Origin of the sequence: Oceanicaulis sp. LC35 (genome assembly GCF_052055585.1) — a bacterium.
GTDB lineage: Bacteria > Pseudomonadota > Alphaproteobacteria > Caulobacterales > Maricaulaceae > Oceanicaulis.
In genome coordinates, this window is sequence record NZ_CP170485.1 from 576,140 (window position 1) to 591,491 (window position 15,352).

The 15,352-nt window shown below is 63.0% G+C and carries 12 protein-coding genes; 3 read left to right on the forward strand and 9 right to left on the reverse strand.

What is annotated here, in order from left to right:
- Positions 1–119: 119 nt before the first annotated feature.
- A complete protein-coding gene (locus tag ACFELO_RS02795; RefSeq protein WP_440959053.1) occupies positions 120–2,687 on the reverse strand; it encodes a zinc-dependent metalloprotease in 2,568 nt (855 codons plus the stop codon).
- A gap of 149 nt (positions 2,688–2,836) precedes the next feature.
- Here ACFELO_RS02795 and ACFELO_RS02800 point away from each other — a divergent pair, with 149 nt between their 5' ends.
- Complete coding sequence (locus ACFELO_RS02800; protein WP_440959054.1) at positions 2,837–3,730, forward strand: 23S rRNA (adenine(2030)-N(6))-methyltransferase RlmJ; 894 nt, start codon at positions 2,837–2,839, stop codon at positions 3,728–3,730.
- Positions 3,731–3,746: 16 nt separating this feature from the next.
- On the opposite strand, the gene ACFELO_RS02805 is transcribed toward ACFELO_RS02800, so the two are convergent.
- The 5 genes from ACFELO_RS02805 to ACFELO_RS02825 all read right to left on the reverse strand — a co-directional run bounded on the left by ACFELO_RS02805 (position 3,747) and on the right by ACFELO_RS02825 (position 10,241).
- Entirely contained in the window at positions 3,747–4,991 is a 1,245-nt protein-coding gene (locus ACFELO_RS02805) for a multidrug effflux MFS transporter (RefSeq protein ID WP_440959055.1), read from the reverse strand.
- A gap of 44 nt (positions 4,992–5,035) precedes the next feature.
- Positions 5,036–5,911 carry an enoyl-CoA hydratase-related protein gene (locus ACFELO_RS02810; protein WP_440959056.1) on the reverse strand — a complete coding sequence of 292 codons (876 nt, stop codon included), beginning with the start codon at positions 5,909–5,911 and terminating at the stop codon, positions 5,036–5,038.
- Positions 5,912–5,983: 72 nt separating this feature from the next.
- Positions 5,984–7,081 (reverse strand): redox-regulated ATPase YchF, encoded by a 1,098-nt coding sequence (ychF, locus tag ACFELO_RS02815; protein WP_440959057.1) that lies wholly within the window; start codon positions 7,079–7,081, stop codon positions 5,984–5,986.
- A gap of 115 nt (positions 7,082–7,196) precedes the next feature.
- A complete protein-coding gene (locus tag ACFELO_RS02820) occupies positions 7,197–8,423 on the reverse strand; it encodes a methyl-accepting chemotaxis protein (protein ID WP_440959058.1) in 1,227 nt (408 codons plus the stop codon).
- A gap of 117 nt (positions 8,424–8,540) precedes the next feature.
- The gene (locus tag ACFELO_RS02825) at positions 8,541–10,241 is read right to left on the reverse strand and encodes a methyl-accepting chemotaxis protein (RefSeq protein ID WP_440959059.1); all 1,701 of its coding nucleotides are present in this window, start codon (positions 10,239–10,241) and stop codon (positions 8,541–8,543) included.
- 288 nt (positions 10,242–10,529) lie between these two features.
- On the opposite strand from ACFELO_RS02825, the gene mnmA reads away from it, so the two are divergent.
- Entirely contained in the window at positions 10,530–11,666 is a 1,137-nt protein-coding gene (gene mnmA / locus ACFELO_RS02830; protein ID WP_440959885.1) for a tRNA 2-thiouridine(34) synthase MnmA, read from the forward strand.
- A gap of 39 nt (positions 11,667–11,705) precedes the next feature.
- On the opposite strand, the gene ACFELO_RS02835 is transcribed toward mnmA, so the two are convergent.
- Both ACFELO_RS02835 and ACFELO_RS02840 read right to left on the reverse strand, forming a co-directional pair.
- Positions 11,706–12,959, reverse strand: coding sequence for a beta-1,3-glucanase family protein (locus ACFELO_RS02835; RefSeq protein ID WP_440959060.1), 1,254 nt, complete (start codon positions 12,957–12,959; stop codon positions 11,706–11,708).
- A 74-nt stretch (positions 12,960–13,033) separates the two neighbouring features.
- Positions 13,034–13,399 (reverse strand): CPBP family glutamic-type intramembrane protease, encoded by a 366-nt coding sequence (locus ACFELO_RS02840; protein ID WP_440959061.1) that lies wholly within the window; start codon positions 13,397–13,399, stop codon positions 13,034–13,036.
- Positions 13,400–13,619: 220 nt separating this feature from the next.
- Here ACFELO_RS02840 and ACFELO_RS02845 point away from each other — a divergent pair, with 220 nt between their 5' ends.
- Positions 13,620–14,807 (forward strand): thiolase family protein, encoded by a 1,188-nt coding sequence (locus ACFELO_RS02845; protein ID WP_009801696.1) that lies wholly within the window; start codon positions 13,620–13,622, stop codon positions 14,805–14,807.
- 57 nt (positions 14,808–14,864) lie between these two features.
- Here ACFELO_RS02845 and ACFELO_RS02850 read toward each other — a convergent pair whose 3' ends face one another.
- Positions 14,865–15,308 (reverse strand): hypothetical protein, encoded by a 444-nt coding sequence (locus tag ACFELO_RS02850; RefSeq protein WP_440959062.1) that lies wholly within the window; start codon positions 15,306–15,308, stop codon positions 14,865–14,867.
- Positions 15,309–15,352: the final 44 nt, after the last annotated feature.

Below are 15,352 nucleotides of genomic sequence, written 5' to 3' on the forward strand. Positions count from 1 at the left end.
AGTGTTATAATGAAACGTTGTGCGGTTCCGGGCGGGGACGGTCAAGTTCAGACATATGACCCTCCCCAAACGAAAACCGCCCCCGTCCGGGGGACGGGGGCGGTGATCAGTCAGCTCGCTTAGCCTTCGAAGGCGGCGATCAGCGTGCGAAGGTGAGCGCGGTGCGCCTTGGCTTCGCGGGAGCCGGTGAGATCCGGCATCCAGGCCGGGCCGACCCAGCCTTTCACGTCCTGGATCGAGGCCAGGGCCGCAGAGCGGGCGACCGGCGAATATTCGCTGTCGCCGGTGATGCCGATCAGGGTGCGCAGATATTCCACCTGCAGGTTCTGACGATAGGTGTTCGGCTCGCCGCGAATATCGTCGGCGTAGACCACTTGGGTCAGGTCCTGCAGATAGTCAGCGACCGGATAGTCGCCGCCATACTGACGGGCGTCGTTCATGCGATCGAGCATGTTCGGGTGCAGCAGGTGAGCCATGACGGCGCGCTGCTGGGAGAAGGCCCGGTCATGCAGGGCCGGATCTTCGTCCGTGCCGAAGTGATTAAACAAGCGACGCTGGCGCTGCAGATGATCAAGATAGGCTTCTTCGGCAGCGAAGGCGTCCGGACCGAACAGGGCGGCGTCGAGCACCTCAAGCGCCTGTTCCTGCTTGTCACGCGGGACCGGCACGAACGGCGTTTCAGCACCCGGCTGGCCGACGACGGAGCGGTTGTTGTAGATGCCGCCAATGTGACGGCTGGCGACGTTGGCGGCGCCGAAGCGCTGGCCCGACAGCACCAGATAGCTCGTCAGAAGCGGCTGGTAGGTCTCGCCCTCTGTCTCGAACTGTTCGGGCAGGGTGCGCAGCGTGTCATTGATCACCGCGACGCGCTCGCCCGCCCAGGTCACCGGGTCAGAAGAGAGGTCGTTGATCATCACCCGCGGGTCGGAGTGGATGCCCGGGCTGCGCATGTCGTCCGCATCATTGCCGAAGGCCAGAGCCGGATCGGTGGACCGTTCCAGAATGGCGGGCAGGGCGTCGGTTTCCGGGGTGTAGCCATAGCTGATCGCCCAGATGTCGTAAGGGCCGGGCGTCTCCTGAGAGTACTGCACGGTCTCTTCGCCATTATGCGGCAGGTTCAGCGCTGGATAATCCATGATGGAGCCGGTCACGCGTTCACCATTGGCCAGTTCCTCAAGGGACACGGTCGAGGTGGCGCGCATATTGTGCATCAGGCCCATCGTGTGGCCGATCTCGTGGATCACGAGATAGTGCAGGGACTGGCGGATCAGCTCGTCGATCTCGACCGGGCCCGCGCCTTGAGCCTGAAGCGTGGCAAGGCCCGCCATGGTCTCCATTTGCAGGTGCTCTGCAAAATTGCACATGGCGCCGTGCGCGTCGTGATCATGCTCGACGACCGGCTCGCCGGTCATTTCGGCCAGTTGCTCGGCCGGCAGCCATTGGCTGAGGCCTGCAACGTCAAACAGCTCCGAATAGCGGATGCGGTTCGTCAGGAAGACGTATTCCAGCATGATGTCCGCGCCCATGATTTCGCCGGTGCGCGGGTTGGTGAAGCTGGGGCCATAGCCGCCAAACGGAGGCGTGGGCGAGGACGTCCAGCGCAGGACGTTGTAGCGAATGTCGCCAGCGTCCCATTCAGCGTCGTCGGGCTGGACCCGCACTTCAACCGCGTTGGAGAAACCCGCCGCTTCAAAAGCGATGTTCCAGGTCAGGGCGGCGTCACGGATGGTGTCACGCAGCTCGACCGGGGTGGTGTTCTCGATCCACCAGACGATCGGCTCGACCGGATCGGAGATCTCGGCGGTCGGGTCCTGCTTGACCAGACGCCAGCGATTGATGACGTCGTCATAGGGCGTCACCGAGGTGTCGGTCAGATTGGTGATTTCCTGGCCGAAATAGCCCACGCGGAAATCGTCAGCGCGCGGCTCATAACCCTCTTCGGGCAAGGCCAGGAAGCTGTGCTGGACGGTCACCGCGATGGCGCGCGCATCGGTGATCTCTGCGCCGCCGCCATTGCGGGGGCTGTCGTCGGTGTAGACGTACTCGACGACCACATCGGTATTTTCAGGATAGTTGCGCACATCCAGAACACGGGTGCGGTCACCGGAGAGACGCCCCATGGAGAAGGCGTTCTCGGCGCCCGGACCGCGCGGAGCGTTCGGCTTGATCTGGGACAGATCCTCGCCGCTCAGCAGCGAGTCGATCTGAACGAGATAGCGAGCCGCGTTCTCGTCATCGCCTTCGGTCTCGGCCGCAATCTCCAGCACGGCCAGCGGTGCGCGGGTGATGTTGGCGTGCGAGGCGCGCGCCAGGGCGTTGTCCTCGTCAAAGGAGAAGCTGGTGTTCTCTGCGCTGATCTCGATCTCGCCGTAATGCTTGGCGAAGCTCAGGATGCGGTTGTCGCGGAACTGGCCACGGAACAGACCGGTGCGCGGTGCGCCATCTTCTGCGTAGGTGAAATAGACGAACTCGTCATCGAGCTGGTCGGCTGCGATCTCCATATAGAGATCGCCGTTTTCCGGATCACGATAGAGCGGAAACAGACCATCGATGGCTTCAAATTCTTCAGTGAAGCTTTCGATGGTTTCCGCTTCATCGTCTTCGCCCTCGTCCTGGGCGTATGCGGGCGCGCCCGCTGAAATGGCTGCGATGGCTGCTGCAAACCACAGGCTGCGAAACTGCGACATCTCCAAGCCCTCCCCTCTTGATTGCCGTACAAGTGTGACAAACTAGGCTGGACAGCGGGCGAGCGCAAAGATGTGATCTCTTACAGTTTGGTCACAATTGTGCAGAACCCGGCGCATCTGAAACGGCATCGAGCTTCAAGCGAGAACTCATGAACTATCGTCACGCTTTCCATGCAGGCAATTTCGCCGACGTGCTCAAGCATCTGGTTCTGGCGCAATGCCTTGAACATCTTGGCAAAAAGTCCAAGCCCTACCGGGTGATCGATACACATGCCGGGGTTGGGGCCTATGACCTGACCGGGGATGAGGCGCGCCGCAGCCCTGAATGGAAAGAGGGCATTGGCCGACTGCTGAAAGCGGACATTCCAGCCGGGATGACAGACGCGCTCGCGCCTTATCTTGATGTGGTGCGGGGCGTGAATGACGGCGATGCGCTGACCGCCTATCCCGGCTCGCCCGAGATCGCGGCGCGTCTGGCGAGGGACGAGGACCGCATCCATCTTTGTGAATTGCACAAGGTGGATTCCGTCACGCTCGATCAGCGCTATGCCCGGGATGCGCGGGTGAAGGTGCAGGCCATGGATGGCTATCGCGCCTTGCCGGGACTGGTGCCGCCGCGTGAGAAGCGCGGTCTGGTGATGATCGACCCGCCGTTCGAGCATCGTGACGAGATGGCGTTCATGGCGCAGGCCGCCAAGTCAGCGCTGGAGCGCTGGCCCACCGGAACCTTTATCTTCTGGCGTCCGCTCAAGGATTTGTGGGCGCAGGAGCGCTTTGACGTGGGTCTCGCTGAATGGCTGATCGCTGATCAGGGCCTTGAGGGCGAGAAGCTCCTGCGCGCCGATATGTGGGTGCGTGAGCTGAGTGAGGAAGGCCCGCTCGCCGGCGCCGGAGTCGTCGTGGTGAACCCGCCCTTCAATCTGGAGGAGCGGCTCCTGAAGCTCCTGCCCTGGCTGACAGAGCTTCTGGCGCAGGACGAGGGCGCAGGCTGGCGTCTGGATGGCTGCATCAATGATGACAGCCTGATGGTGGATGAATTCTAGTCTCTCTGGCCGCGCCTCAGGCGTCGGGTTCGTTGGCTTCACCCACACCGAACAGCTTGCCCTTCTCGGTCCACAGCACGATCAGAAAAGCGATCGCGCCCAGTACGGTGAAGCCGACGGTGATGGGCAGAACCGTGCCGTTATAGCCCTGACCGATCACGGACCCCAGAACAGCGCCCGCCATGGCGGTTGAAGAGCCATAGAGCGCCGCTGTAGTGCCCGCCCGGTCGCCCGCGGGTTCCATGGACAGGGCGGAGAAGTTCGCCCCGATCATCGAGAACAGCATCAGCGACGCCATCAACAGCGGGAAATAGGCGATGAAGGGAGGGTTTCCGAACAGGGCGAGGGTCATGTTCACCCCGTTGACCCCGAGATAGGCGATCAGGGCGGAGTGGGAGATGCGGCGCATCCCCAGTCGGCGGACGATCTTGGCGTTGATGATGTTGGCGCCCGCCAGGCCAAGCGCGATCACCGCGAAGGCGATCGGGAACATCGCGCCCAGCTCGTAAAGTTCCGCCAGCACCTGCTCGGAGGTCGCGATGAAGGCGAACAGAGCCCCCATGATGAAGCAGGACGCCGTCAGATAGCCCAGCGTCAGCCGGTTCGAAGCCGCCAGAGCGTAATTCTTCAGCGCGGACCCGAGGCGCAGCTCGATCCGCTTGTCCGGATGCAGGGTCTCGGGCAGGCGCATCATCATCCACACCGACAGGGCGCTCGCCATCACGAACAGGAAGATGAAGATCACGCGCCAGTCGCCGCCGAACAGGATCAGCTGGCCGATGCTGGGCGCCAGGATGGGCGCGACCGTGAACACGGTCATGGCGAAGGACATGATCTCGGCCATGCGTCGGCCGGAGACGAGGTCACGGACGATGGCGACCGCGATCACCCGGGTCGCCGCCGCCGCGACGCCTTGCAGGGCGCGCGCTGCGACCAGCGCCCAGAGCCCTTGGGAGACCAGGCACAGTACGGTCGCGATCAGATAGCCTGCGAGGGCGATCAGCAGCGTCTTGCGCCGTCCCAGTGCGTCAGACAAGGGCCCGAAGCCCAGCTGGGCGAGGCCGAAGCCGAACACATAGGAGGTGATCACCAGCTGGCGGTCATTGCCCGGCGCGCCCAGCGCATGACCGATTTCGGCCAGCGCGGGCAGCAGGATGTCGATCGAAAGGGCGTTCAGCGCCATCAGGAAGCCGACCATGGCGATCAGCTCCCGGGTGGAAATCTGGGGGCGGAGCGGGTCTGGAGATTGCAAATGCTGCACGAAAGCCTCCTAAGCGCATCCTGCCCCTGTCACGGGCCGGACTATCAGTATTGGGGATCTGTGTCCCAGGGCCATCCGGGCGGGTAATCCACGGGAACAGAGCCTGGGAAGTGGGGGGTACGCTTCTCAAGGAAGCTTGTCACGCCCTCAGCCGCATCTGGCGACATGCCCCGATGGAGAATCGCCCGGCTTTCAAGGCGGTGGGCCTCCATGGGATGACTGGCCCCCAGCATGCGCCACAAAAGCCGACGGTTCATGGCGACAGAGACTGGCGCTGTGTCCTTAATAAAAAGATGCGCACGTTCGAGGGCGCGTTTGAGAACAGCTTCGGGCGTGTCGGCCAGTTCGCTGACCAGACCGCGCTCCAGCGCTTCTTCGGCCAGGAATGTGCGGCCGGACAGGCCCCAGTCGAGCGCCGCCTCGACGCCCACAAGCCGGGGCAGGAACCAGCTGGCGCAGCCATCCCAGGCGATGCCGCGCTTGGTGAAGGGCAGGGCGAACTTCGCGCCCTTGAGCGCCACCCGCGCATCCATGGGCAGGATCATGGTTGCGCCAATGCCCACGGACGCCCCGTTGATGGCGGCGACGACGGGTTTCTCGCTGTCAAAGATGCGCAGGTTCAGGCGCCCGCCGAAATCACGCCATTGGGGATCGGTGTCCACCAGCTCGCCTTCGGCCTGGGCCGTGGCGACGGCGTTGAAGGTTTCAGCGCCCAGCGACAGGTCGGCGCCGGCGCAAAAGGCGCGACCTTCGCCGGTGACAACCACGGCGCGCACCTTTTCGTCGGCGTCAGACCGGTCGAACGCGTCCGCCATTTCCTCGCCCATCTGGACGGTGAAGGCGTTCATGGCGTCCGGTCGGTTCAGCGTCAGAAGCGCAATCGCGCCCTGTACGTCATAGCGGATGGTGGAATAGCTCATATCACTCCCCGGATTACTTTTTCCGGGGAGCTTAAGCGCTTAATGCTGGTCCGTCAGCTCTTGCGTGAGGCTCTAGACGTTGAATTTGAACAGCATGACGTCGCCATCCTGGACGACGTATTCCTTGCCTTCCTGACGCAGCTTGCCCGCTTCGCGCGCGCCGCTTTCACCCCCATTGGCGACATAGTCATCAAAGGCGATGGTCTCGGCGCGAATGAAGCCGCGCTCGAAATCGCCATGGATGACGCCAGCGGCCTTGGGGGCGGTCCAGCCCTTGCGGATGGTCCAGGCGCGGGCCTCTTTCGGGCCGGCGGTGAAATAGGTCTGCAGGTCCAGAAGGGTGTAGCCCACATGGATCAGACGATCGAGGCCCGGCTCGTCCAGACCGATCTCGGAGAGGTATTCGGCGCGCTCGTCATCTTCCAGCAGCGCCAGCTCGGATTCGATCTTGGCGGAAATCACGACGCAGGCCGCGCCTTCCTTTGACGCACGCTCTTCAACCATTTTGGAGAATTCATTGCCGGTTCCGGCGCTGTCTTCATCCACATTAGCCACGAACATCACAGGCTTGGAGGTCAGGAGCTGGAGCATTTTCCACTCCTTGCCCATGTCCTCGGGCACGTCGGCGTTCCGGGCCGGGCGGCCTTCACGCAGCTCGGCGAGCGCCAGATCCACCAGTTCGATAGTGGCTTTGGCGTCCTTGTCGCCGGACTTGGCTTTCTTCTCGAGATTGGCGCGGCGCTTTTCGAGGCTCTCCATGTCGGCGAGCATCAGCTCGGTCTCGACGGTCTCGAAATCGGCCAGCGGATCGATCTTGCCCGCAACGTGCGTGATGTCGTCATCCTCAAAGCACCGCAGCACATAGAGGATGGCGTCGGTCTCGCGGATATTGGCCAGGAACTGGTTGCCCAGACCTTCGCCCTGGGACGCGCCCTTCACCAGACCCGCAATGTCCACAAAGTTCATGCGGGCGGGGATGATGGTCGCAGAGCCTGCGATCTCGGCCAGTTTGGTCAGGCGCGGCTCGGGGACAGCCACTTCGCCCACATTGGGTTCAATGGTGCAGAACGGATAGTTCGCCGCCTGAGCCGCCGCCGTCTGGGTGAGCGCGTTGAACAGGGTGGACTTGCCCACATTCGGCAGACCGACAATCCCGCATTTGAAACCCATGGCGCACGCCTCCTGAACATCCTTGCCGCGACCGGCTCGCTTTGGCGGGCCGTATAGGCCGGATGCGCTAATGAGGGAAGGGGGGCGGACAGACGCGCCCGGGTCTGAAGCGGGTCTAGGCCGCGTTCACGGCCTCAAGGAAACCATCGATCCGCTCAGACAGATCATTGGCGTTGGTGCGCAGCTGGCTGGCCATTTCCGCGATCTGGTTGGCGGCGGCCACGGCGTTCGCCGCGCCTTGCATGACCTGCGCGCTGTCCTCGTCCACCGCCTGGGTTTTCTGTGCAGCGGTCTGGGCGGTGCCGGAAATCTCGGCGACGGCGGCGGTCTGCTGCTCAACCGCGGAGGCGCTTTCGGCGGAGGCGGCGTCGATCTCGGTGATCTCTTCCACAATGGCTGCCGCAGTTCTGGACGCGTCCTGAACGCTGGCTTCAAAGCGGGAGATCCGCTCGCCAATGGTTTCGGTCAGCTTGGTGGTCTGGGTGGCGAGCGCCTTCACTTCGCTGGCCACGACCGCAAAGCCCTTGCCGGCCTCGCCCGCGCGGGCCGCCTCGATGGTGGCGTTCAGCGCCAGAAGGTTGGTCTGCTCGGCCACGGCGTTGATGCCGGAAATGATCTCGACCATATCGCTGAGCGCCGAGGCCATCTCGGTCATGCTGGCCTGGCTTTCCTGGGTACGCTCGGCCGTGCGACGGGTCAGGTTGGAGACGCGCTCGGCGGAGCCGCGCACCTCGTTGATTGACACGTTCAGCTCTTCGGTGGCCGCGGCCATGGTCTGCACGCCATTGCTGGCTTCCCGAGCCGCCTCGTTCATGGAGGAGGCGCGGGTCTGGCCGTCCTCGGCGGCATTGCGGGAGGTCTCGGCGGCATGGACGACTTGTTCGAGCAGGGCTTCCACAGCGCGCAGGGTCTGGCCCGCGCCGGTTTTGAAAGTCTCGATCTCGGCTTGAAGTTTCTGAGCGCGCTCGGCTTCGGACGCCTTGCGCGACAGCTCGCCGGCAGAGGCGGCTTCGGCGTCGCGCAGTTGAACCGTCATATGGTTGAGCGCTTTGGAGATGCGGCCGATTTCGTCGCCCCGGGCGTCCATCTGCTCATCGGTGCTGCGGTCGCCTTCTGCGACGGCGTCCATGCGCTCCGCCAGATCGAGCATCGGCTTGAACATGCGCTGGATGACAGGCCAGGCCGCGACCGCCGTGATCCCGCCAGCAATCGCCGTAGCCAGCAGAAAGCCGATCCAGCCCGCGCCCAGAGCCGCGTAGATTGCGGTCTTGAGCATCACTCCGAAGGTCATGAGGCCCAGAAAGACCAGAATGAAGCGAACGGAAAGCGGAAGGGCGGGCATGGCGCATCTCACAGGTTTCGACTGATACGCTGATGCGGCCGGTTCGGTTAATCCCCCCCTAATGGATGCAGGTAAAACCACACCAATCAGAGGGGAATGCCATGAATATTCGTATGCTTAGGCGGCGCGAACCGATTTGAGGAAGTCGTTGATGGTGCGGGACATGGAGGACGCGTTCGTTTCCAGCTCCTGGCAAAGGGCGGCGATCTGTTCGGCATTGGTCACTGATTGCTCGGCGCCCTGCATGACGGTGCTGGTTTCCTCATCCACCAGACCGGTGCGCTCGGCGGCCGTCTGGGCGGAGCGGCTGATCTCTGCGACGGCGGCGGTTTGCTGCTCGACCGCCGAGGCGCTTTCCGAAGACGCCTGATCAATCTGGATCATGGCTTCAGCGACGCTCTCGGTCGCCTCGCCAGCGTCCTGAACCAGGGATTTGAAGCTCTGGATCCGGGCGTTGATGGTCTCGGTCAGTTTTGTGGTCTGTTCGGCCAGCGCTTTCACTTCACTGGCGACCACCGCAAATCCCTTGCCTGCTTCGCCGGCGCGCGCGGCCTCGATCGTGGCGTTCAGAGCCAGAAGGTTCGTCTGCTCGGCGACGGCGTCGATGCCCGCGATGATCTCGGTCATGTCGCTGAGGGACTCGCTGATGTCTTCCATCTTGGCGCGGCTTTGCTGGGTCTGACCTGCTGATGCTGAAGTCAGGTCCGCGACACGCGCCGCAGACCCGCGCAGCTCCCCGATTGATGCGTTCAGCTCTTCGGTGGAAGCGGCCATGGTCTGCACGCCGGCGCTGGCGGCGCGCGCCGCTTCGCTGACCTTCACCAGACGATCCCGGCTCTCGATGGAAGTGGATCGGGTTGCTTCCGCCGAGGCGTGAACTTCGCGAGCGGCTTCGGTGACCGCGCCCAGCACTTTCTGGGCGACGGCCTCGAACTTGGAGATTTCATCCGCGAGATGTTTGGCGCGTTGCGCTTCGGCCGCCTGATTGTCGCGTTCGGATTGGCGCAGGGTCTCGGCGTCGCGTAGCTTGGCGCAGAGATCACGCACTGCTTGGGCAATGCGGCCGATCTCGTCCTTGCGATCAAGGAATTGATGGTTCGGCGTGTAATTGCCATGGGCCACTTCGCCAATTGTGCCTGCGACCGTGTTGAGCGGCGCCAGCGCCTTACGGCTCACCCAGAAACCCACGCCCCCTGCAATCAGAAGCGCCATCAGCGCCAGAAGGCCCGTGATCATGAAAACATGATTGCGCGTGGCGATGATGGCCGCTTTCTCGACGCCCACATACAGGATGCCGATGGTCTCGCCATCCGCGGTGAAGACCGGCTGGTAAGCGGTGAAATAGTCTTTGCCCAGAATTGTCGCCTGACCGCGGAAGCCTCGACCGGCCATCATGGAGTTGTAGACCGCGCCCTGACCCAGCGGCGTGCCGACCGCGCGATTGCCATCGGGCTTGATGATGTTGGTGGTGCGGCGGAAGAAGTCGTTCTCGGCCTCGGACCAGATGAACAGGGTGGCCGTCTGTCCGGTCTGCTGGCCGATGGAGTCGATCATTTCATGGGAGGCGAATTCGGGCAGGGCAGGCGCGACCAGCCGTGTGATGGCGCCCTCGCTGTTATAGGTGACGTCCAGTTCAGGGAGGCGGGTCGCCTTCAGGCTCGCCGCGGCCACGCGCAGGTTCATTTCCTGAGCTTCCGAGGCGGAGCGCGAGATCGAGTTATTGATCACCCAGCCTGCCGAGATGGCCGTCAGCGCGATCCCGATGGCGACAAGGCCCAGGATCAGGGCGACGAGCCGTGTAACGAGAGAGTTGGACATCAATATCCCCATGTATGACTTCACTCACACACGTCATGAGTGTGCCTAACAAAATCTGAAAAAGTCTCCGGCAAAGGCGTTAACAAACAAAATGTGATCTGGTCGTGTGGTCTTGAGGGGCTTATGGCCTTATATGCCGCGCTCCAATTGCTGTTCGTCGCCGATCTTGACCCGGCGAGGGAGAGGATGATGACGACACTGATTTCCAACGCCCCGCGTCCGAATGCGGGCGCGCCAACGCCTGACATGCCCAAGCCGGCTCTGGATGAAGCGCGCGTGGATGCGCTGATGGCCGAGTACGGGCTGACGGGCGAATTCCTCAATCTGGGCGGCGAGCCCTCTGACCACCGCGTGGTTGCGGCCATGTCCGGCGGCGTGGACAGCTCCGTCGTGGCGGCGGTGCTGCATCGTGCGGGCTATCAGGTCGTGGGCATGACGCTGCAGCTTTATGACCATGGCGAAGCGGTGCACCGCAAAGGCGCTTGCTGCGCGGGACAGGACATTCATGACGCCCGCCGCGTCGCCGAGGCCATGGGGTTCGCCCATTATGTGCTCGACTATGAAACGCGCTTTCGTGAGGCGGTGATCGAGGATTTCGCCGACACCTATCTGGCGGGCTTCACGCCGATCCCCTGCGTGCGCTGCAATCAGTCTGTGAAGTTCGCGGACCTTCTGGCCACGTCCAAGCAATTGGGCGCGGACTGTCTGGTCACGGGCCATTACATCCAGCGCACGATGACCGGGAACCGGCCCGAGCTGCGCCGGGCGGCGGATGCGGGCAAGGACCAGTCCTATTTCCTGTTCGCGACCACCGAGGAGCAGCTCGATTACCTGCGCTTCCCGCTAGGCCATCTGAACAAGGAGCAGACGCGCGAGCTGGCGGCCGCGCTGGGTCTGATCGTGGCGGCCAAGCCCGACAGCCAGGATATCTGCTTTGTGCCCGACGGTGATTACGCCTCGGTGGTGGAGAAGGTGCGTCCCGGCGCGTCCCGCCCCGGTGAGATCGTGCATCTGGATGGCCGGGTGATGGGCGAGCATGACGGCGTATTGCGCTACACGGTCGGCCAACGTCGCGGCCTCGGGATCGCCACGGGCGAGCCGCTCTATGTGGTGCGTCTGGATGCGGAGAACGCGCAGGTCATCGTGGGCCCGCGCGAAGCCTTGCAGGTGCGCAGGATCACCCTGACGGATGTGAACTGGATCGGCGATGGCGATCTCAGTGAAGCGGACGGTCTGACCGTCGGCATCAAGGTGCGCTCCACCCGTCCGCCCAAACCGGCGGTTCTGGACGTGGGCGAAGACGGCGTCTTCGTGCTGCTGGAAGCGGGCGAAGAAGGCGTCGCGCCGGGCCAGGCCTGCGTTTTCTATTCCCACCCCGATCACGACCGGGTGCTGGGCGGCGGCTGGATCCGCGCGACGGCTTAGGATCAAGGCGGGCCGGGGTGATCCCGGCCCGCTTTCACCTTACTGATCGGTGATCACCAGGCTCATGGACGTGCAGGTCCCGATGGCGGGCGCTGAGGTGACGGGCGCTCCGGGCACGTCATCGAATGAGAAGCCGTAGCATACCCCGTCGATGAAGTGCTGGTGCAGGGTCTGTGAATACTGATTGCTCTGCACGTTCCCGGGATACCAGCGTGAGGGTTTGTCCCAGTCGCCGGTTTCGGTGAAGACACCGCGGTTCAGCGCGGCCGCGATATATTTCTGTGCGTTCTGAATCTCGACCGATTGTCCCGCCACATCCAGCGGTCCCGTGCTGGCGATCACTTCCAGCGTGGTGGGCTTGTTGATCGTGAAAGCGCTGGGGGAAGAGAATTCCAGCGCGTCGTTCACCGTCTTTGCGCTGTAGCTCACCGCCCCGACCTCAAAGGTCAGCGCGTGGGTCTCATAATGGGTGAAGCCTGCATCAATGGCTGTATCAAGGTCATCAGCCTTGTCGGTGAAGGCCATGTCCGGGGCGAGAAACCGCAGGACGGCGCCAGACTGTTCCATATAGCCCGCGGCGTAATCAGGCGGCAGGTTCTTGAGGTCGTTGATCAGATCGGCGACGGGCGTTGAGCCGCTGAGATCAAGGCCGAAGGTTGAGTATGTGTCGTCCGCGGTTCGGCCCTTGATCGCGATGCCCAGGCTGAAGAAGTCCACATTGGTGGTGTTGCAGAAGCAGACCGACTTGCCATTGGAGGCCGGGGTCGCACAGTTGAGCTCGACAAAGTCCCAGCGATATGTGCTGCCTGCGCCTTGCGGTGCAGGACTGGGCAGGGCGAAAGAATAGCCGACCTTGGTCGAGTTGATCTGCATGACCGCTGGCGCGTCGAGCGTGATGGTCAGATGACCCGATCCGGCCAGTGACTGTGCGGCGTCGGACGGATCAAGGAACGGGATCTTGAGAACCCGATAGTCCTTGTTCTTGACGGTGTGCTTGGGCAGCTGGTCGAGCGTGACGTCATAGGTCGTCTGGAAGTCGATGCTGGCCCCGCCGTTAGCCGGCGTGTGGCCCGTCTCGGAGTTGACCACATGCACGACGGGCTTGGTCCAGTCATCATGATTTGCGCCGCCGCCGGTCAGCCAGGTGATGTCCAGAATGTCCGGAGAATCGAGCGCCATGCGGTTGGCGGTGAAGCTCAGATGGACCGTGCTGGCCGTTGTGATCCGGGACTCAATCAGAATCTGGAAGTAATCGGGATCGTCCGGCAGCGGGGTGGGAAGCGTGTGCGTCATGGTGTGTCGCCCTTGAATTTCTCCTCACAGGAGAATTGCCCGGTTGAGGCGGCGTGTCCACGGCGTCAGTGGCGCTAGCCCGTCCCGGCTTTCCAGCTCACCACCACGATCCAGTGCAGCACCACGGCAGGCCACAGACTGCCGGAGCGGTGGGTGAGGATGGTGCACAGCGCGCCCAGTACGGCGACGAGGATCAGAAAGGCCGGATCAAGAAAAACGGGCTGCGCCATGGGCAGGTCGAGCCAGACCTGTAGCGGGTGCCAAAGCACAAATGCGATCAGAGACAAAGCGCTGAGCATCCAGCCCTGTACAGAGCCAATCCGACGAGGCTGGAAAATCCCCCGGAAGACCAGATCCTCACCCAAGGCGGGCAGAACTATCGCCACCACCGCCAGAAGTAGAAATGCATCCGGATCATTCCGAACTCCGGGCAACGCCATAGAAAAGTGAATGGGGCTCATAAGTATGTGAATTGCGAGGGCGCAAAGCCCGAAAAGCCCGAGCGCACCTAGTCCCTCGGCCAGGTCTCGCAGGCCGGGGCGGGTCTTCATCCGGAGTGCTGCGTATGCGAGCAGACTTGACGCGGTGCGAAACAAGGCCTTTCTCTCCTGCCCAATGACCGGCCGCCGAGCCGGCCGCAATAATGATAGGAGACGGACAATGAGTGCCGAAGATCCGATTGTCATCGTTGGCATGGCTCGCACCCCGATGGGCGGCCTGATGGGTGAACTGGCGGGTCTGTCCGCCAACGAGCTGGGCGCCGAAGCGGTGAAAGCCGCCCTCGCCGAAGCCGGCGTCGCGGGCGACGATGTGGACCTCATCTACATGGGCAATGTGCTTAGCGCTGGCCAGGGTCAGGCCCCTGCGCGCCAGGCGGCCATCAAGGGCGGTCTGCCCAAGTCTGTGGAAGCGACCACGCTGAACAAGATGTGCGGCTCAGGCATGCAGGCCGCCATTATGGGCCGTGCGTCCATTGCTTCGGGTGATGCCTCGGTGATCGTGGCGGGCGGCATGGAATCCATGACCAACGCGCCGCACCTGCTGCCGAACCACCGCACCGGCTTCAAGTATGGCCATGACGTGATCAAGGACCATATGGCCCAGGACGGTCTGGAAGACGCGTATGAAGGCAACGCCATGGGCGTGTTCGCCGACATGATCGCACGCGAGCACCAGTTCACCCGTGAGGACCAGGACGCCTATGCCCTGGAAACCCTCGCCCGCGCCATCCGCGCTACCGAACAGGGCGATTTCAAGCGCGAGATCACCCCGGTCACCATCAAGGACCGCAAGGGCGAGACGGTTGTCGAAACCGATGAACTGCCCCGCAAGGCGCGACCGGAAAAGATCCCGAGCCTGAAGCCGGCCTTCGGCAAGGACGGCACGGTCACCGCTGCGAACGCCTCTGCGATCTCTGACGGTGCGGCTGCGCTGGTCATGATGCGCCAGAGCGAAGCGGAACGTCGCGGTCTCAAGCCGCTGGCCAAGATCGTCGCCACCGCCGCCCACGCCCATGAGCCGGCCTACTTCACCACCGCGCCGGTTCCGGCCATGCGCAAGGTTCTGGAGAAGGCGGGCTGGACCAAGGATGATGTGGATCTTTGGGAAATCAACGAAGCCTTCGCCGTGGTCCCCATGATCGCGATGAAAGAGCTGGGCCTTTCCCATGACGTCGTGAACGTCAATGGCGGCGCCTGCGCGCTGGGTCACCCGATCGGCGCGTCTGGCGCGCGCATTATGGTCACCCTGATTGCGGCGCTGGAAAAGCACGGCAAATCCAAGGGCGTCGCCTCGCTCTGCATTGGCGGCGGCGAAGCCACCGCAGTCGCGATCGAGCGCCTGAACTAGTCAGCGCCTGACACTGCAACGAGAAAGCCCCGGTCATCTGGCCGGGGCTTTTTCATGTCAGTCGAGATAGAACACGTCTTCCTCGGGCGGTTTGAGAATATCGGGCAGCGGGTCCTCGAAATTCTGGGGCAGGCCCACCGTCATCAGGGCCGCCTCCCAGTTCACGCAATACTGCGACAGGGCGCCAGACTTCTGGGCGGCGCGGGCCAGTCTTTGCGCGGCGTTGGCGCCATGCGTGTGCGCCAGCCAGGCGAGCGGCAAACCGTGCGGCACATAGACCGCGAGCCCCTGAAGAAAGCCTTCCCAGTCCTGTTGCGGGTCATAGCCGTCAAGTTTGCGAAAATCGAAGATCGCGCCCTGTATGCGATCAGTCGTGATGCGGCGCTGCAGCTCTTGCAGATTGCCCATGGCGCCGCGCACGGTCTCTGCGCCCGCAACTGCGAGATACCAGATGCGAGGCCGTTTGGAGATGAGCATGCTCGCCAGATTCGCGCGCGTCATGGACTTCAACCCTTTTGGAATATCGCCATGATTGTCGAGGATGT